This is a genomic window from Streptomyces sp. NPDC093071, from assembly GCF_044754545.1.
Taxonomy (GTDB): Bacteria; Actinomycetota; Actinomycetes; order Streptomycetales; family Streptomycetaceae; genus Streptomyces.
The window spans coordinates 1183824-1202333 of record NZ_JBIVPH010000003.1 but is presented as its reverse complement, the minus strand read 5'-3'; the positions used below and the strand labels follow the sequence as shown (position 1 = coordinate 1202333).

Annotated in this window: 15 protein-coding genes and 1 other RNA gene; 14 read left to right on the top strand and 2 right to left on the bottom strand. The window is 72.5% G+C overall.

Annotation, left to right across the window (positions count from 1 at the left end; translation table 11 throughout):
- Positions 1 to 67 precede the first annotated feature (67 nt).
- The 3 genes from ACIQD7_RS16720 (at position 68) to ACIQD7_RS16710 (ending at position 3902) form a co-directional block, all read left to right on the top strand.
- Entirely contained in the window at positions 68 to 1309 is a 1242-nt protein-coding gene (locus ACIQD7_RS16720; RefSeq protein ID WP_390755573.1) for a serine/threonine-protein kinase, read from the top strand.
- Positions 1310 to 1385: 76 nt separating this feature from the next.
- Entirely contained in the window at positions 1386 to 2489 is a 1104-nt protein-coding gene (gene prfB / locus ACIQD7_RS16715; protein WP_121830831.1) for a peptide chain release factor 2, read from the top strand.
- A 360-nt stretch (positions 2490 to 2849) separates the two neighbouring features.
- Positions 2850 to 3902, top strand: a complete 1053-nt coding sequence (locus ACIQD7_RS16710; RefSeq protein ID WP_402442277.1) for a hypothetical protein — start codon at positions 2850 to 2852, stop codon at positions 3900 to 3902.
- 97 nt (positions 3903 to 3999) lie between these two features.
- On the opposite strand, the gene ACIQD7_RS16705 is transcribed toward ACIQD7_RS16710, so the two are convergent.
- The gene (locus tag ACIQD7_RS16705) at positions 4000 to 4182 is read right to left on the bottom strand and encodes a hypothetical protein (protein ID WP_053648388.1); all 183 of its coding nucleotides are present in this window, start codon (positions 4180 to 4182) and stop codon (positions 4000 to 4002) included.
- A gap of 233 nt (positions 4183 to 4415) precedes the next feature.
- Here ACIQD7_RS16705 and ftsE point away from each other — a divergent pair, with 233 nt between their 5' ends.
- The 5 genes from ftsE to ssrA all read left to right on the top strand — a co-directional run bounded on the left by ftsE (position 4416) and on the right by ssrA (position 8371).
- Positions 4416 to 5105, top strand: coding sequence for a cell division ATP-binding protein FtsE (gene ftsE, locus ACIQD7_RS16700; protein WP_053648390.1), 690 nt, complete (start codon positions 4416 to 4418; stop codon positions 5103 to 5105).
- Positions 5106 to 5134: 29 nt separating this feature from the next.
- Entirely contained in the window at positions 5135 to 6052 is a 918-nt protein-coding gene (ftsX, locus tag ACIQD7_RS16695; RefSeq protein ID WP_402442276.1) for a permease-like cell division protein FtsX, read from the top strand.
- Between the two features lie 78 nt (positions 6053 to 6130).
- Positions 6131 to 7318 carry a S41 family peptidase gene (locus ACIQD7_RS16690; protein ID WP_402442274.1) on the top strand — a complete coding sequence of 396 codons (1188 nt, stop codon included), beginning with the start codon at positions 6131 to 6133 and terminating at the stop codon, positions 7316 to 7318.
- A gap of 18 nt (positions 7319 to 7336) precedes the next feature.
- A complete protein-coding gene (smpB, locus tag ACIQD7_RS16685; protein ID WP_202527956.1) occupies positions 7337 to 7876 on the top strand; it encodes an SsrA-binding protein SmpB in 540 nt (179 codons plus the stop codon).
- Positions 7877 to 7978: 102 nt separating this feature from the next.
- Positions 7979 to 8371, top strand: a transfer-messenger RNA (tmRNA) gene (gene ssrA / locus ACIQD7_RS16680).
- Between the two features lie 26 nt (positions 8372 to 8397).
- Here ssrA and ACIQD7_RS16675 read toward each other — a convergent pair.
- The gene (locus ACIQD7_RS16675) at positions 8398 to 9678 is read right to left on the bottom strand and encodes an MFS transporter (RefSeq protein WP_402442273.1); all 1281 of its coding nucleotides are present in this window, start codon (positions 9676 to 9678) and stop codon (positions 8398 to 8400) included.
- 47 nt (positions 9679 to 9725) lie between these two features.
- Here ACIQD7_RS16675 and ACIQD7_RS16670 point away from each other — a divergent pair, with 47 nt between their 5' ends.
- From ACIQD7_RS16670 to ACIQD7_RS16645, 6 genes are all read left to right on the top strand, one after another.
- The gene (locus tag ACIQD7_RS16670; RefSeq protein WP_402442271.1) at positions 9726 to 10784 is read left to right on the top strand and encodes a LysR family transcriptional regulator; all 1059 of its coding nucleotides are present in this window, start codon (positions 9726 to 9728) and stop codon (positions 10782 to 10784) included.
- Positions 10785 to 10902: 118 nt separating this feature from the next.
- Positions 10903 to 12258: a nitrate/nitrite transporter gene (locus tag ACIQD7_RS16665; RefSeq protein ID WP_402442269.1), complete on the top strand. Its 1356-nt coding sequence runs from the start codon at positions 10903 to 10905 to the stop codon at positions 12256 to 12258.
- 84 nt (positions 12259 to 12342) lie between these two features.
- Positions 12343 to 13479 carry a uroporphyrinogen-III synthase gene (locus tag ACIQD7_RS16660; RefSeq protein ID WP_402442267.1) on the top strand — a complete coding sequence of 379 codons (1137 nt, stop codon included), beginning with the start codon at positions 12343 to 12345 and terminating at the stop codon, positions 13477 to 13479.
- A gap of 42 nt (positions 13480 to 13521) precedes the next feature.
- Positions 13522 to 14040 (top strand): GNAT family N-acetyltransferase, encoded by a 519-nt coding sequence (locus ACIQD7_RS16655; protein WP_121830823.1) that lies wholly within the window; start codon positions 13522 to 13524, stop codon positions 14038 to 14040.
- Between the two features lie 63 nt (positions 14041 to 14103).
- Positions 14104 to 16443 carry a HelD family protein gene (locus tag ACIQD7_RS16650; protein WP_390755569.1) on the top strand — a complete coding sequence of 780 codons (2340 nt, stop codon included), beginning with the start codon at positions 14104 to 14106 and terminating at the stop codon, positions 16441 to 16443.
- A gap of 434 nt (positions 16444 to 16877) precedes the next feature.
- Positions 16878 to 18308, top strand: a complete 1431-nt coding sequence (locus tag ACIQD7_RS16645) for an NAD-dependent malic enzyme (protein ID WP_161373332.1) — start codon at positions 16878 to 16880, stop codon at positions 18306 to 18308.
- The last annotated feature ends 202 nt before the right edge of the window (positions 18309 to 18510 follow it).

Here is an 18510-nt window from a genome sequence, read left to right as displayed (position 1 = left end):
GGAAGTGACGAGCGGCGCCCACGGACGCGTACGTTTGGCGTGAACCGCAGCCGCTGAGGGAGCAGTCTTGGCACGGAACATCGGCAGCCGCTACACCGCCCACCAGATCCTCGGGCGGGGCAGCGCCGGAACGGTGTGGCTCGGCGAGGGCCCCGAGGGGCCCGTCGCCGTCAAACTGCTGCGCGAGGACCTGGCCTCCGACCAGGAGCTCGTCGGCCGCTTCGTCCGGGAGCGGACCGCCCTGCTCGGACTCGACCATCCGCGCGTGGTCAAGGTCCGCGACCTCGTCGTCGACGGCAACGACCTCGCCCTCGTCATGGACCTCGTGCGCGGCACCGACCTGCGCACCCGCCTCGACCGCGAGCGCCGGCTCGCCCCCGAGGCCGCCGTCGCGATCGTCGCCGACGTCGCCGACGCCCTGGCCGCCGCGCACGCCGCCGGGGTCGTCCACCGGGACGTCAAGCCCGAGAACATCCTGCTCGACATGGAGGGCCCGCTCGGCCCCGGCGGCGCCCACCCCGCCCTGCTCACCGACTTCGGCGTCGCCAAGCTCATCGACACCCCCGGCCGCACCAAGGCCACCCGGATCATCGGCACCCCCGACTACCTCGCCCCCGAGATCGTCGAGGGCCTCCCGCCGCGCGCCGCCGTCGACATCTACGCCCTCGCGACCGTCCTGTACGAGCTGCTCGCCGGCTTCACCCCGTTCGGCGGCGGCCACCCCGGCGCGGTGCTGCGCCGCCACGTCACCGAGACCGTCGTCCCGCTGCCCGGCATCCCCGAGGAGCTGTGGCAGCTGCTCGTCCAGTGCCTCGCCAAGGCCCCGGCCTCCCGGCTGCGCGCCTCCGAGCTGGCCGCCCGCCTCAGGGACGTCCTGCCGCTGCTCAAGGGCATCCCGCCGCTCGACGTGGACGAGCCCGACGCGGAGCCGGCCCCGGAGCCGTACGAGGACGACGCCCACTCCACCGCGACGGGCGCCGCCGAGCCCGGCCCGCGCCGGGCCGCCGTCCCGCTGGTCCCCGGAGCCTCCGCCGACTCCCACCGCGACACCCACACCTCCATGCGGGTCCCGGCCCCCGACGAGCTCTCCGGCGGCCCCCTCGGCACGGCCCGCGCCCCCCGCCCGGCGGGCGCCCGCCGCCCCGGCTCGGCCCGGCACAAGGCGGGCGCGGTCCGCAAGCGCCGGATCGCCTTCGCCGTCGCGGCGGTCGTGCTCGCGGGAGCCCTGGGCGCCGGCGGCTACTACGCGGCCTCCGGCGACGGGGAGGCCCCGCCGCAGGACTCGAAGCAGTCCTCGCCCCTGCCGTAGGGCCCCCGCGGACCGCCGGGACACCCCCCGGCGGCCGCAGGTTCGGCTCCCCGCCCGGAGCCGTTACGCTGGACGCGTGGCAGTCGTCGACGTATCCGAAGAGCTGAAGTCCCTCTCCTCGACCATGGGGTCGATCGAGGCCGTCCTGGACCTCGAGAAGCTGAGGGCCGACATCGCCGTGCTCGAAGAGCAGGCCGCGGCCCCGTCCCTGTGGGACGACCCGGAGGCGGCGCAGAAGATCACGAGCAAGCTTTCGCACCTCCAGGCCGAGGTCCGCAAGGCCGAGACGCTGCGCGGGCGGATCGACGACCTCGGGGTGCTCTTCGAGCTCGCCGAGGAGATGGACGACCCGGACACCCTCGCCGAGGCCGAGGCGGAGCTGACCTCCGTCCGCAAGGCCCTCGACGAGATGGAGGTCCGCACCCTCCTCTCCGGCGAGTACGACGAGCGCGAGGCCCTGGTCAACATCCGGGCCGAGGCCGGCGGCGTCGACGCCTCCGACTTCGCCGAGCGGCTCCAGCGCATGTACCTGCGCTGGGCGGAGCGCCACGGCTACTCCACCGAGATCTACGAGACCTCGTACGCGGAGGAGGCCGGCATCAAGTCGACCACCTTCGTGGTGAAGGCCCCGTACGCCTACGGCACGCTCTCCGTCGAGCAGGGCACCCACCGCCTCGTGCGCATCTCGCCCTTCGACAACCAGGGGCGCCGCCAGACCTCCTTCGCGGGCGTCGAGGTCCTGCCGGTCGTCGAGTCCTCCGACCACGTCGAGATCGACGAGTCGGACCTGCGCGTCGACGTCTACCGCGCCTCGGGCCCCGGCGGCCAGGGCGTCAACACGACCGACTCGGCCGTGCGCATCACGCACCTCCCGACCGGCATCGTGGTCTCCTGCCAGAACGAGCGCTCCCAGATCCAGAACAAGGCGAGCGCCATGAACGTCCTCCAGGCCAAGCTCCTGGAGCGCCAGCGCCAGGAGGAGCGCGCCAAGATGGACGCGCTGAAGGACAGCGGCAGCTCCTGGGGCAACCAGATGCGCTCGTACGTCCTCCACCCGTACCAGATGGTCAAGGACCTCCGTACGGAGTTCGAGGTCGGCAACCCGCAGTCCGTCCTGGACGGCGAGATCGACGGCTTCCTGGAGGCGGGCATCCGCTGGCGCAAGCAGCAGGACAAGTAGCCTCCGCGCGCTCCTCCCCACGGGCCCCGCACCGACACGGTGCGGGGCCCGTATTCGCTGGAGCAAGCGGACGACGGCCCGTCAGGACGCTTTGTCGACAAGGGAACTGACGCGGCGGGGCCCGTAGTTCAGGGTTTACGTCACAGTTGCATCGTCGCATGTCGGTCAGCAAGTGATCTTTCGGGCATCGCACGCGCAACGACCTTGACGCCTCTTCGGAAACTCGGAAGGGTGACGTACTGGCATGCGCATTTCTGGGGCGCGTGTGAACGGGGGCCGGTCCAGTCGTGACGCCGCCCCTGCCGCGCAGGCCCCGAGCGCTGCCCCATGACGAGATGAGCTACTGGGGGTAGCAGCCAGATGACCAACAAGACGCGGGTCCGCCTGGTGCGGGTCGCGGCCAGTGCCGTGATCATCGCCGGTGCGTCCCTGACGGCGGCCGGCGCCGCACAGGCCGTCGACAGCTTCGGTTCGGACGCGAGCCAGTCCGAGGAGATCACCCTCCAGAGCGAGGGCGACACCGACGGCAACACGATCGTCGGCAGCATCGAGGGCGCCGAGAGCGGTGGCACCGACACCGCCGGCGGCAACGACGCGGCCGGTGGTAATGACGCTGCGGGTGGTAACGACGCGGCCGGTGGTAACGACGCGGCCGGTGGTAACGACGCGGCCGGTGGCAATGACGCTGCGGGTGGTAACGACGCGGCCGGTGGTAACGACGCTGCGGGCGGCAATGACGCCGCTGGTGGCAATGACGCTGCGGGTGGTAACGACGCGGCCGGTGGCAATGACGCTGCGGGTGGTAACGACGCGGCCGGTGGCAATGACGCTGCGGGTGGTAACGACGCGGCCGGTGGCAATGACGCTGCGGGCGGGAACGACGCGGCCGGTGGTAACGACGCTGCGGGCGGCAATGACGCCGCTGGTGGCAATGACGCGGCCGGTGGTAACGACGCGGCCGGTGGCAATGACGCTGCGGGCGGGAACGACGCCGCCGGCGGTAACGGCAACGGCGGCAACGGGAACGGCGGCAACGCCGGAAATGGTGGGAACGGCGGCAACGCCGGAAACGGCGGCAACGGAAACGGCGACAACGGCGGTTCCGGTGACACCGGCGGCTCGGGCGGCAACACCGCCTCCTCCACCGGAGGCGGCAACGCCACCGGCGGCGGTGCCGGTTCCTGCACCGTCGACGTCGACGGCGCCGAGTGCGTCGACGCCTCCAACAACAACCCCGACACCCAGAACGTGGGCTCGCAGCCCGTGCAGCAGGGTCAGGCCAAGGAGGAGCTCGCCGAGACCGGTGCGGCCGAGACCTCGTTCCTGATCATCGGCGCCGCGACCATGATCGCCGGCGGCATCGGCTTCCGTATGCTGCCGCGCCTCGTCGCCGGCGGCCGTACCGCCGCCTGACGGTTCCGTGCGTGACGAAGGGCCGGGGAGACCTCTCCCCGGCCCTTCGGTCGTTCATCCGGCTCGTATGGGCCTGTAGGGGCCGTCCGGGCGGCCCCTAGGCCGTACGGACCGCCGCGAGCAGCGCGATCGCCGCAAGCAGGGCGATCGCCACCGTCAGCAGCATGGCGGGGGAAAGACCCTGCGGGGTCAGTCGCTCCCGGTTCGCGCGGCAGACGGGGCAGCGGCCCTCGGCGACCGGGGCCGCGCAGTTGGCGCACACCAGTCGGTCGTAGGTCATGCGCTCTCCTCCTCCCGCACTGGGGTACCCACCAGGGCAACGACCGGAGGGGTCCGGGCGTTCCCCTACCACTGTGCCAGCTCCGCGCCGTTTCGGCGCGCCCCGCAGGCCCGTCGCCCTCCGCCCGGAAGGGCGAAAAGGATATACCGCACAAGCCAGGACCGCGACTGCGGGGGCCGTCCCCGGTCGCGTAAGGTCACGCACACCTACTCCCGGCCGACCGTGGTGCATCCGTGATCCGATTCGACAACGTCTCCAAGTCCTATCCGAAGCAGAACCGCCCCGCGCTCCGGGATGTATCCCTGGAGATCGAGAAGGGGGAGTTCGTCTTCCTCGTCGGTTCCTCCGGCTCCGGAAAGTCGACCTTCCTGCGGCTGCTCCTGCGTGAGGAGCGCGCCAGCCAGGGCCAGGTGCACGTCCTCGGCAAGGACCTGGCCCGGCTGTCCAACTGGAAGGTGCCGCACATGCGGCGCCAGCTCGGGACCGTCTTCCAGGACTTCCGCCTGCTGCCCAACAAGACCGTCGCCCAGAACGTGGCCTTCGCCCAGGAGGTCATCGGCAAGCCGCGCGGCGAGATCCGCAAGGCCGTCCCCCAGGTGCTCGACCTGGTCGGCCTCGGCGGCAAGGAGGACCGGATGCCGGGCGAGCTCTCCGGCGGTGAGCAGCAGCGCGTCGCCATCGCCCGCGCCTTCGTGAACCGGCCGATGCTGCTGATCGCCGACGAGCCCACCGGCAACCTCGACCCGCAGACCTCCGTCGGCATCATGAAGCTGCTCGACCGCATCAACAGGACGGGAACCACCGTCGTCATGGCGACCCACGACCAGAACATCGTCGACCAGATGCGCAAGCGCGTCATCGAGCTGGAAAAGGGTCGCCTCGTCCGCGACCAGGCGCGCGGCGTCTACGGATACCAGCACTGAGCCTGTAGCGAGTAGGAGAAAGCAGACCCATGCGCGCTCAGTTCGTGCTCTCCGAGATCGGCGTCGGCCTCCGGCGCAATCTCACGATGACCTTCGCCGTCATCGTCTCCGTGGCCCTCTCGCTCGCCCTGTTCGGCGGCGCCCTGCTCATGCGCGAGCAGGTCAGCACGATGAAGGACTACTGGTACGACAAGGTCAACGTCTCCATCTACCTCTGCAACAAGGCCGACGCGGCCACCGCGGGCAAGTGCCCCAAGGGCGCGGTCACCGGCCAGCAGAAGGAGCGGATCGAGGCCGACCTGAAGAAGATGGACATCGTCGAGTCCGTCCACTACGAGACGTCCGACGAGGCCTACAAGCACTACAAGGAGCAGTACGGCGAGACCGCCCTCGCCTCCGTGGTGACGCCGGACCAGATGCCGTCGTCGTTCCGGGTCAAGCTCAAGGACCCGGAGAAGTACCAGGTGGTGGCCACGGCCTTCGCCGGCCGGGACGGCGTCGAGTCGGTCCAGGACCAGCGGAACATCCTGCAGAACCTCTTCGACCTGATGAACGGCATGAACATCGCCGCGCTCTGCGTCATGGGCCTGATGCTGGTCATCGCGCTGATGCTGATCGTCAACACCGTGCGCGTCTCGGCCTTCAGCCGCCGCCGCGAGACGGGGATCATGCGGCTCGTCGGCGCGTCCAGCTTCTACATCCAGATGCCGTTCATCATGGAGGCCGCCTTCGCCGGACTCCTCGGCGGCGGCGTCGCCTGCGTGCTGCTGCTGCTCGGCCGGTACTTCCTGATCGACCACGGCATCGCCCTCGCCGACAAGGTCCAGCTCATCCAGTTCATCGGCTGGGACGCGGTCTTCGCCAAGCTGCCGCTGGTGATCGCCATCGGGCTCCTGATGCCCGCCGTGGCGGCTCTCATCGCGCTGCGCAAGTACCTGAAGGTGTGAGAAGACACCCCTCTCCGCGCATGGCGTCGTACGGCCAAAGCCCGTGCGGCGCCATCGCCTTGTCCTAGAGTGGGCGACATGCCGGCCGGCACCGACCTTCTCTGTATCCGGCCCCGCGGAGTGCTCCGTGGGGCCGTTCTGACGTTGGTCTTCACCGGCGTCCTCGCCACCGCCGCCGCCACGGGCTCGCTGCCCCGGCAGGAACCGGCGGCCGAGCGGGCCGGGGGGACCCCGGACGAGGGACGGTGGTCCGGGGACCGGGCGCCCGTCGACAGCGCCGCGCTCCGCCGCGCCGCCGCCGCGGCCATGGCCGACGGGAAGTCGGGCAAGGAGGCCGCCGAGGAGTTCGTCAGCCGCAGCGGCGACCGCTGGGGCGCGGTGTACGACAAGCGGGAGTACGCGGAGTTCGAGCAGTCCCTCGACGGCGCCTACACGGGCGTCGGGCTCTCCGCGGGCCGGGCCGACGGCGACCGCGTCCGGATCACCCGGGTCCGGTCCGGCGGCCCCGCCGCCGGGGCCGGGCTCCGCACCGGCGACCGGCTCGTCTCCGTCGACGGCCGCCCGGTCGACGGGCTCTCCGTCTCCGAGGTCGTCGCCCTGCTGCGCGGCGACGGGGTGCCGGGCTCGTCCGTCGCCCTGCGGGTCGAGCGCGGGCGCGCCGCCTGGACGCAGACCCTGCGCCGGGCCCGGCTCGCGACGGACCCGGTGACCGTCCGCCGCCTCGACGACGGGGCCGTACTGATCCGGGTCGAGGCCTTCACCAAGGGCGCGGGCACGCGCGTGCGGGACGCGGTGCGGGACGCCCCGGCCGGCGCGGGCGTCCTCCTGGACCTGCGGGGCAACGCGGGCGGCCTGGTCGAGGAGGCCGCCGTGGCCGCCTCCGCCTTCCTGGACGGCGGGCTCGTCGCCACGTACGACGTGGAGGGCGAGGAGCGGGCCGTGTACGCGGAGGGCGGCGGCGACACCGAGCGGCCCCTGGTGGCGCTGGTCGACGGGGGCACGATGAGCGCGGCCGAGCTGCTCACCGGCGCCCTCCAGGACCGGGGGCGGGCCGTCACGGTCGGCTCCCGGACCTTCGGCAAGGGCTCGGTCCAGATGCCGAGCACCCTGCCCGACGGCTCGGTCGCCGAGCTGACCGTCGGCCACTACCGGACCCCGGCCGGGCACGCCGTCGACGGGAGCGGCATCACCCCGGACCTGGCGGCGGGGGAGCGGGCCGAGGAGCGGGCGAGGACGGTATTGAGTGGCCTCGGAGGGGGCTCGTAGTGCGAAAATGACCGCACTATGGCAAAGGGACTCGTGAACGTGCAGGGCAAGCCTGCCAAGAAGAACCAGGACAAGGCGCCGGAGCGCAAGCTGATCGCGCAGAACAAGAAGGCGCGGCACGACTACCTCATCATCGACACCTACGAGTGCGGTGTGGTGCTCATGGGCACCGAGGTCAAGTCGCTGCGGATGGGACGGGCCTCGCTGGTCGACGGCTTCGTCCAGATCGACAACCACGAGGCGTGGCTGCACAACATCCACGTCCCGGAGTACATGCAGGGCAGCTGGACCAACCACTCGGCCAAGCGGAAGCGCAAGCTGCTCCTGCACCGGGAGGAGATCGACAAGCTGGAGGCGAAGTCGCAGGAGACGGGTCACACGATCGTGCCCCTCGCCCTGTACTTCCTCAACGGCCGGGTCAAGGTCGAGATCGCCCTCGCCAAGGGCAAGAAGGAGTACGACAAGCGCCAGACCCTGCGCGAGAAGCAGGACACGCGCGAGACGAACCGGGCCATCGCGGCGGCCAAGCGGCGCCAGCGCGCGGGCCAGTCGCTCTAGCCGGGGGACCGGCCGCCGGGAATACGCTGGCGACGGCCGCCGTTGGTCACGTACGATGGGCCACGCACCCCACGGCGGGTGCGACCTTTGAAAAATCAACATGGGGATGATCGGTTTCGACAGCGGATACCGATGCAGAGGAAGCGTGTCGAGGAAGCGGCAATGATCTCGTAAACCATATGTCGCAACCAATAATCGCCAACACCAAGAGCGATAACTCCCGCTTCGCCCTCGCTGCCTAATTTTAGGTAACGAACAGAAGCCTCTGTGAGGAGCGTCAGCCCGGGGATGGTCCCGACCCGGATCCTGGCGTCATCAAGGGATCTAAACCTCTAGCCCCGGTCACGGGGGTTGGAGGGAAATCAAACAGTGACTGAGCCCGTCGGAGACTTGTCCGCGTGATCTCCGGGGCTGAGAAACGCGTAGCGGACTGCACACGGAGAAGCTCTGTTTCCGTACCGTTGGACGCGGGTTCGATTCCCGCCATCTCCACTCATCCCATGTGGGCGAAGGCCCGGTGGTCACCACGACCGCCGGGCCTTCGTCATGCCCGCGACCGCACAGAGGGCCAGCGCCGTGGCCGCCGCAGCGAGCGGGACCAGGAAGCCGAACGCGGCGAACGGGGCGTGGTCGGCGGCCCAGCCGCCGGTGGCCGAACCGGTCGCGATGCCCGCCAGGAGCGCGGTCACGGCCAGGGTCATGCCCTCGTTGAGCCGGTCGGCGGGCGTGAGGCGCTGGACCAGGCCCATCCCCGTCACCATCGTCGGCGCCGTCGCCATGCCCGCCACCAGCAGGCCGGCGGCCAAGGCGAGCAGGGAGCCGGTCGAGGCGGCGAGCAGCGGCAGCGCCATCAGGGCCGTCATCGCGGCCAGGCAGGTGCGCAGCCGGGCGGTGCGGCGGATCCGGCCGTAGAGCAGGCCGGCGGCGCAGGAGCCCGCCGCCTGGAGGGCGAGGACCGGTCCGGCGACGGGCCCGTCCACGTACGCCAGGGTCACCACCTCCATGGAGCCGAAGACCGCCCCGGTGGCCAGGAAGACCGCGAGCAGCGGCACCATGCCGGGGGCCCGCAGCGGGGAGCCCGCCGGGACGCGCGGGGCGACCGGCGGCTCGGTGGAGCGCTGGGCCGTGAAGAGGAGCGTCCCGCCGAGGAGGAACGCGCCGGCCGCGAGCGTGCCCGCCTCCGGGAAGAGCGCCGAGCAGAGGAGGGCGGCGAGCACCGGGCCCACCATGAAGCAGAGCTCGTCGACGGCCTGCTCGAAGGAGTTCGCGGTGTGCAGCGCGTCCGGGTCGTCCCGCAGGAGGTGCGCCCAGCGGGCCCGGGACATCCCGCCGGTGTTCGGGAACGTGGAGGTGAGGGCGACCGCCGCGAAGAGCGTCCAGGCCGGGGCCCGTCCGTGCACGCACAGCGCCAGGACCAGCTGGCCGAGGAGGGCGTACGCGGCGGCCGGGACCGCGATCCTGGCCTGCCCGTACCGGTCGACGAGCCGGGCGGTCAGGGGGGCGACGACGGAGCCGACGGCGAGACCGGTGGCGGTGACCGCGCCGGCCAGGGCGTACGAGTCGTACGCCGCCGCGATCATGATCACGGCGCTGACGCCGAACATGCCCGCGGGCAGCCGGCCGATCAGGCCCCCGGCGGTGAAGGCGAGGGTGCCGGGGCGGGCGAAGAGAAGGCGGTAGGGGTTGCGGGTCCGCCCGGCGCGGCGGTCTTTCCTCTCACAAGAGGAGATGGGGGAAGGGGCGTCGTAGCGCGGCGCGAAGGCCGGGCCCGCCGGGGTCAGGGTGAGGTCCGGTTGCGGCATGGATCAAGGTTCGGGCGCCCGCACCCGCCCGGTCCAACACCTGATCGATGGCCATTCACGCACCCGTGTTGTTGAATGCGGCGGTGGCCTCTCCGTACGACACCGACCCCCGTCTCCTGCGCGCCTTCACCGCCGTCGCCGAGGAGCTGCACTTCACCCGCGCCGCCGCCCGCCTCTACGTCGCCCAGCAGGCCCTCAGCCGGGACGTCCGGCGCCTGGAGCGCGAGCTGGGCGCCGAGCTGTTCGTCCGGACCACCCGGCAGGTCTCCCTCACCCCCGACGGCGAACGGCTCCTGCCGTACGCGCGCCGGGTGCTCGCCGCCCACGACGAGCTGCGCGAGGCCTTCCGGGCCGCGCCCCGGCCCCTGCTCGTCGACCTCAACAGCCCCGACCTCGCCCATGAGTGCGTCCTGCGCCGGGCCCGCGAGCTCGCCCCCGACCTCGAACTGATGGCCCGGTACGAGAGCGGCCTCACCGGCGCCGCGCGGGCCGTCCTGGCCGGCCGGCTCGACGTCTCCTTCGGCCGCTACGGCGGCCTCGCGGCCGATCTGCGGGCCGGACTCGACGCGCAGTTCGTGCGGTACGAGCCGATGGCCGTGATCCTGCCCGACGACCATCCCCTCGCCGCGCTCCCCGAGGTCCCGCTCGCCTCCCTCGCCGGGGAGCGGATCTACGCCGGGGCCGGGAACGAGCGCACCCCCGAGTGGACCGACCTCGCCGTCCGGCTCTTCGCCGGGCGCGGCATCGAGCTCTCCCCGCCCGCCCCGCTCGCGGTCGGCAAGGAGGAGTTCCGCCGGATCATGGCCAAGCACCGCCACCCGGTGCTCGCCGTCGTCGAGTTCCCGCCCATGCCCGGCTGCGTCCTGCGGCCGCTGGTCGCCCCCGTCCCCCTGTCGCCCGTCAGCCTGGTGTGGCGCAAGGGGCTCCGCCACCCCGGCCTGGACGCCCTGCGGACCGCCGCCGCCGAGATCGGCGCCCGGGAGGGCTGGCTCGTCCGCCCGCCGGACTCCTGGCTGCCGGAGGGCGAACCGGGCCTGCCCGGCACCGGGCTCCCCCGTCCCCCGCGCACGGCGGCCCCGCTCACAGCAACCCCGCCCCCCGGGTGAGAGCAAGGTTCCGCCGCCGTCACCTCGCGGCACCGGCCTGAAACGCGGCCTCCCTAGCGTCGTTGGCAGGTGGACCGGGGCAGTGGACGCCCCGGGCCCGACCCCGCGGAGGTGCGACATGGGCGGCCGGTGGATCGAACGGTGGGAACCGGAGGACGAGACCTTCTGGCGTGAGGAGGGGGAGCGGATCGCACGGCGGAACCTGGTCTTCTCCGTCCTCTCCGAGCACATCGGCTTCTCGATCTGGAGCCTGTGGTCGGTCATGGTCCTCTTCATGGGACCGCAGTACGGCGTCGACCCCGCCGGCAAGTTCTTCCTGATCGCGACCGCCACCTTCGTCGGCGCGCTGATCCGGATCCCGTACACCTTCGCCGTCGCCCGCTTCGGCGGCCGGAACTGGACCGTCTTCAGCGCCCTGCTGCTCCTGCTGCCGACCGGCCTCGCCTTCGCGGTCATGGAGCCCGGGACGTCGTACACCACCTTCGTCCTGGTGGCGGCCCTCACCGGCGTCGGCGGCGGCAACTTCGCCTCCTCCATGACCAACATCAACGCCTTCTTCCCGCTGCGGAAGAAGGGCTGGGCGCTCGGGCTCAACGCGGGCGGCGGCAACATCGGCGTCCCCGTCGTGCAGCTCGTCGGCCTCCTCGTCATCGGGACCGCGGGCGCGGTGCACCCCCGGATCGTGCTCGGCGTCTACCTGCCCCTGATCGTGGTCGCCGCCACGTGCTCCGCGCTCTTCATGGACAACCTCGCCCCCGTCAGGAACGACACCGGGGCCGCGAAGGAGGCCGTGCGGGCCCGGCACACCTGGATCATGGCCTTCCTCTACGTCGGCACCTTCGGCTCCTTCATCGGCTACAGCTTCGCCTTCGGCCTGGTGCTCCAGACCCAGTTCGGCCGCACCCCCCTCCAGGCCGCCTCGCTCACCTTCATCGGCCCCCTGCTCGGCTCGCTCGTCCGGCCCGTCGGCGGCTCCCTCGCCGACCGGCACGGCGGCGCCCGCATCACCCTGTGGACCTTCGCCGCGATGGCCGCCGCGACCTCCGTGGTGATCTACGCCTCCGTGATCGAGTCCCTCGCCGTCTTCCTCGCCGGCTTCATCGGCCTCTTCGTCCTCAGCGGCCTCGGCAACGGCTCCACGTACAAGATGATTCCGGCGATCTTCCTCGCCCAGGGACACCGGAAGGGGCTCGCCGACGAGGAGGCCGAGGCATACGGCCGGCGCCTCTCCGGCGCCGCCATGGGCCTCATCGGAGCGGTCGGCGCGCTCGGCGGGCTCGGCATCAACCTCGCCTTCCGCCAGTCCTTCCAGACCTCCGGCACCGGCACCGCCGCCTTCGTCGCCTTCCTCGTCTTCTACGCCCTCTGCATGGCCGTCACCCGGGCGGTATACCTTCGGCGGCCGGCGGCCGTGCCCGAGACCGCCGAGGCCGTCACGGAGCCGGAGCCCCGGCCCGGTTACGCGAAGGTGTGATCCCCGGTGCCCGGCACGGACCGTAACGACCAGGAAATACGGGCGAACCGCGTCCGTCACGCGTCCCCGTCAGGCTCTGCGTCCATGGACGAGCAAGAACACGGCCCCCTCGCCGGCTTCACCGTCGGCGTCACCGCGGCGCGGCGCGCGGACGAACTCATCGCCCTGCTGCGCCGGCGCGGCGCCGCCGTCGTCCACGGACCCGCCCTGCGGATCGTGCCGCTCGCCGACGACACCGAACTCCTCGCCGCCACCAAGGAACTCATCGGCCACGCCCCGGACGTCGTCGTCGCCACCACGGCGATCGGCTTCCGGGGCTGGGTCGAGGCCGCCGACGGCTGGGGATGCGGCGAGGAGCTCCTCGCCGTCCTGCGGGACGTCGAACTCCTCGCCCGGGGACCGAAGGTCAAGGGAGCCGTACGGGCCGCCGGACTCACCGAGTCCTGGTCGCCGTCCTCGGAGTCCATGGCCGAGGTCCTCGACCGGCTCCTCGCCGAGGGCGTGACCGGCCGCCGGATCGCGCTCCAGCTGCACGGGGAGCCGCTGCCCGGCTTCGTGGAGGCGCTGACCGAGGGCGGCGCCGAGGTCGTCGTCGTCCCCGTCTACCGCTGGATGCCGCCGGAGGACACCGGCCCGCTCGACCGGCTCCTCGACGCGGTCCTCGCCCGGAGCCTGGACGCGGTGACCTTCACCAGCGCCCCGGCCGCCGCCTCGCTGCTCTCCCGGGCCGAGGAGAAGGGGGTACGGGCGGAACTCGTCGCGGCGCTGCGGCACGACGTGCTCGCGGTGTGCGTGGGGCCCGTGACCGCGCTGCCGCTCCAGGCGGAGGGCGTCGACACGTACCAGCCGGAGCGCTTCCGGCTCGGGCCGCTCGTCCAGGTCCTCTGCACCGAACTGCCCGCCCGCGCCCGGGTCCTGCCGGTGGCCGGGCACCGCGTGGAGGTGCGCGGCCACGCCGTCCTCGTCGACGGCGCCCTGCGCCCCGTCCCGCCCGCCGGCATGGCCCTCCTCGGCCTCCTCGCCCGCCGCCCCGGCTGGGTCGTCTCCCGCGCCGACCTCCTGCGCGCCCTCCCGGGCGCGGGCCGCGACGAGCACGCGGTCGAGACCGCGATGGCCCGCCTCCGCACGGCCCTCGGCACCCCGAAGCTGATCCAGACGGTGGTGAAGCGGGGCTACCGGCTGGCCCTTGACCCGTCGGCGGACGACAAGTACGACGGGTAGGGGACGGGGTTCCGGAGCCGGGCGGCCCGCTACCGTACGCGCATGACCGCCGAAGGCCCCCGCATCCGCCCCGCAGTCCCCGCCGACGCCCCCGCCCTCGCCAGGGCGGTGGTGCGGAACCGGGAGTACATGAAGCCGTGGGAGCCGTACCGGGCCGAGCGGTACTACACCGTCGAGGGACAGGCCGAACGGCTCGCGGACGGCGGGGTGCGGTGGTTCGCCGTCGACGGGGACGAGATCACGGGCGTCGCCACGCTCTCCGGGATCGTCCTCGGGCCCCTCCGCAGCGCCTCCCTCGGGTACTGGATCGACCCGCACCACGCCGGGCGCGGCCTGGCCACCGCGCTCGTCGCGGAGGCCTGCCGGGCCGCCCGCGACGACCTCGGGCTGCACCGCGTCGAGGCCGGGACCCTCCTCGACAACCACGCCTCCCAGCGGGTCCTCGCCAAGAGCGGCTTCACCCGGATCGGGACCGCTCCCCGGCTCCTCCACATCGACGGCGCGTGGCGCGACCACCACCTCTTCCAGCGGCTCCTGCACGACGACCCCCCGCCCGCCTGACACGGCGGCTCCCGGTGGCGTACGCTCGACGGCTGCCCAGTGCACGTGAGAAGGGGGCCTTAGGTGGCCGCGCAGGAAGCCGTGGACACGGTCAGGGACCGTGAGATCGGTGTCGAGCAGGAACATCTTGACCAGGTCTACCGCCGGCTGGAGGAGAAGATCCACGAGGCGGAGTTCCTGATGAACGACGCCGCCCGGCGCGGGCAGGTCGGCACGCCCGGCGCCCTCGCCGAGCGCGACGCCCAGGTCTTCCGGGCCGGCATCCACCTCAACCGGCTCAACAACGAGTTCGAGGACTTCCTCTTCGGCAGGATCGACCTGCTGTACGGCAAGGACGGGAAGAAGGGCCCCGACGGGGCCTACACCTCCGTCGAGCCCGCCGAGGACGCCGTACGCCCGGACAACACCGCCGACATCGGGGAGACCCTCCACATCGGCCGCATCGGCGTCCTCGACTCCGACTACGCGCCGCTCGTCATCGACTGGCGCGCGCCCGCCGCCGCGCCCTTCTACCGGTCCACCCCCGTCGACCCCGGCCGGGTCGTGCGCCGCCGGGTCATCCGCTCCAAGGGCCGCCGGGTCCTCGGCGTCGAGGACGACCTGATGCGCCCCGAGCTGCGGGCCACGCTCGGCGGGCACGAGCTGCCCGTCATCGGCGACGGCGCCCTGATGGCCGCCCTCGGCCAGGCCCGCGGCCACACCATGCGGGACATCGTCTCCTCCATCCAGGCCGAGCAGGACCTCGTCATCCGGGCGCCCGCCGCCTCCGTGACGTACGTGGAGGGCGGCCCCGGCACCGGCAAGACGGCCGTGGCCCTGCACCGGGCCGCGTACCTGCTCTACCAGGACCGGCGGCGGTACGCGGGCGGCATCCTGATCGTCTCCCCGACCCCGCTCCTCGTCTCGTACACCGAGGGCGTCCTGCCCTCCCTCGGCGAGGAGGGGCAGGTCGCGATCCGCGCGGTCGGCTCGCTGGTCGACGGCGCCGAGGCCACCGCCTACGACGACCCGGCCGTGGCCCGGATCAAGGGCTCCTCCCGGATGCTCGCGGTGCTCCGCAAGGCCGCCCGGGGCGCCCTGGAGACCCCCGCGCCCAGGGTCCAGCCCGAGCTGGGGGAGGACGCGGAGCGGGCGCCCGCCGGCACCCCCACCCGGCTGCGCGTCGTCGCCTTCGGGCGCCGCCTGGAGCTGGAGGCCGACGAGCTGCGGCGCATCCGCCACCACGTCCTCGGCGGCACCGCCCCCGTCAACCTGCTCCGCCCGCGCGCCCGCCGGCTGCTGCTCGACGCGCTCTACGCCAAGTCCGGCGCGTCCGGTCGGCACAGCGACCCCGAGCTGGCCGCCGAGCTGCGCTCCTCCTTCGACGAGGACGTCTCCACCGAGGACTCCTTCCTCGGCTTCCTCGACGCCTGGTGGCCCGAGCTCACCCCCCGGCAGGTCCTCGGTGCGATGGCCGACGAGCGGCGCCTGGGCCGCTGGGCCCGCCGGATCCTCAACCCGGGCGAGGTGCGCAGGCTCGCCCGCTCGCTGCGCCGCCCGGAGCTCTCCGTCCACGACGTGGCCCTCCTCGACGAGCTGAACACCCTGCTCGGCGCCCCGGCCCGGCCCCGGAAGCGGCGGGAGTACGACCCGCTGGACCAGCTCACGGGCCTGGAGGAGCTGATGCCGGTACGGGAGGAGACCCAGCGCGAGCGGGCCGAGCGGCTCGCGGCGGAGCGCACCGAGTACGCGCACGTGATCGTCGACGAGGCCCAGGACCTCACGCCCATGCAGTGGCGGATGGTCGGGCGGCGCGGCCGGCACGCCACCTGGACGGTCGTCGGGGACCCGGCGCAGTCCTCCTGGTCCGACCCGGACGAGGCGGCCGCGGCCCGGGACGAGGCGCTCGGCTCCCGGCCGCGCCGCCGCTTCGAGCTGACCGTGAACTACCGCAACCCGGCCGAGATCGCCGAGCTGGCCGCCAAGGTCCTCGCCCTCGCCATGCCGGGCAAGGAGTCGCCCCGCGCGGTCCGCTCCACCGGCGTCGAGCCCCGGTTCGTCGCGGTCCCGGAGGGCGCGGGGGACGCGGATCTGGCCGAAACCGTACGTTTCGAGGCGCGAAGGCTGCTCGAACAGGTCGAGGGCACGGTCGGCGTCGTCGTCGCCATGCGGCGGCGCGAGGAGGCCGCCCGCTGGCTCGCGGAGCTGGGCGACCGGGTGGTCGCGCTCGGCTCCCTGGAGGCGAAGGGCCTGGAGTACGACGCGACGGTGGTCGTCTCGCCCGCGGAGATCGCGGACGAGTCCCCGGCCGGGCTCCGGGTGCTCTACGTGGCCCTGACCCGGGCGACGCAGCAGCTCACGGTGGTCGCGGGGGCTGGCGACCTGCCGGACGCGGCGGGGGTGCCGGACCTGCTGCGGGACTGAGCCCCAGTCTGCGGCGGGCCCGTCCGGCGCCCGCCGCGGCACCGGAACCACAGCCGGTTTCAGGTCAACCTGTGGCGCTGGAATCACCGGCGGGAGTGGTTTGTTAGCCTGGGTGTGGCACCGGCTCGATCCAAGCCCCCGGGCCCAACCTTCGTCCCTCAGAGGGACCACTTGCCGCGAGGCGAGCATGGCGGGTCGGTGCCACCTAAGCCGTCCTTTGGACGTACGTACGAAGTCGAGGCCCTCGTCACCCCAGGTGGCGGGGGCCTCTTCTGTTTCCCGAGCCTCTCTCGTATGGTGGAAACTACTTTCCGAAAACAAAATGACCGCATTACCCGCTACTCGCAGGTAGGTGCGACCATCGGAGGGCGCCGCCGGGCAACCAGCCGGGGCGGCGTAGCAACGAAGCTCAGGGAAAGCAGAGGAACTCGGCCATGGCAACGGCGCCCAGCGTCTCGTACTCGATGACGGTCCGGCTGGAGGTTCCCGCGAGCGGGACCGCGGTCTCCCAGCTCACCACGGCGGTGGAGTCGTCCGGCGGTTCCGTCACCGGCCTCGACGTGACCGCCTCCGGCCACGAGAAGCTCCGCATCGACGTCACCATCGCCGCGACCTCCACGGCCCACGCCGACCTGATCGTGGAGCAGCTGCGCGGCATCGAGGGCGTCGTCCTCGGCAAGGTCTCCGACCGCACCTTCCTGATGCACCTCGGCGGCAAGATCGAGATGGCGTCCAAGCACCCCATCCGCAACCGCGACGACCTCTCCATGATCTACACCCCCGGCGTCGCCCGGGTCTGCATGGCGATCGCCGAGAACCCCGAGGACGCCCGCCGCCTCACCATCAAGCGCAACTCCGTCGCGGTCGTCACCGACGGCTCCGCCGTCCTCGGCCTCGGCAACATCGGCCCCAAGGCCGCCCTGCCCGTCATGGAGGGCAAGGCCGCCCTCTTCAAGCGCTTCGCCGGCATCGACGCCTGGCCGCTCTGCCTGGACACCCAGGACACCGACGAGATCGTCGCGATCGTCAAGGCCATCGCCCCCGGCTTCGCGGGCATCAACCTGGAGGACATCTCCGCGCCCCGCTGCTTCGAGATCGAGGCCCGGCTGCGCGAGGCCCTCGACATCCCGGTCTTCCACGACGACCAGCACGGCACCGCCATCGTCGTCCTCGCCGCCCTCACCAACGCCCTGCGCGTGGTCGGCAAGGGCATCGGCGACGTACGGGTCGTCATGTCCGGCGCCGGCGCGGCCGGTACGGCCATCCTGAAGCTCCTCCTGGCCGCGGGCGTCAAGCACGCCGTCGTCGCCGACATCAAGGGCGTCGTCCACGCGGACCGCGAGGACCTGGTCGAGGCCCCGGCCGACTCGCCGCTGCGCTGGATCGCGGACAACACCAACCCCGAGGGCGTCACCGGCACCCTCAAGCAGGCCGTCGCCGGCGCGGACGTCTTCATCGGCGTCTCCGCCCCGAACCTGCTGGACGCCGAGGACGTCGCCGCCATGGCGGAGGGCGCCATCGTGTTCGCGCTCGCGAACCCCGACCCGGAGGTCGACCCGGCCGAGGCGCGCCGGACGGCCGCCGTCGTCGCCACGGGCCGCTCCGACTTCCCCAACCAGATCAACAACGTCCTGGTCTTCCCGGGCGTCTTCCGCGGCCTGCTCGACGCCCAGTCCCGCACGGTCAACACGGACATGATGCTGGCGGCCGCCGCGGCCCTCGCCGACGTGGTCACCGAGGACGAGCTCAACCCGAACTACATCATCCCGTCGGTCTTCAACGACAAGGTGGCGGGCGCGGTCGCCGGAGCGGTCCGCACCGCGGCGAAGGCGGCGGGCGGCGGCGCGGCCCCGGCCGCGCTCTGACGGCGCGTCGCGATTCGCGGTGGCGTAAACCCGCCTTTAGGGTTGCTTTTCGACTCCGCGCGGTTCGCGGGGAGTCGACAGAACGTCACCACCGCGGGGTTCCGGCGCTTTTCGTGTGACCCGCGGGGGTGCCGGATTGGCGTTCCCGCCGCTGGTGGGGGCAGGATGCGTGTTTGGGCGCGAGGGTCTGTCATGTGACCCG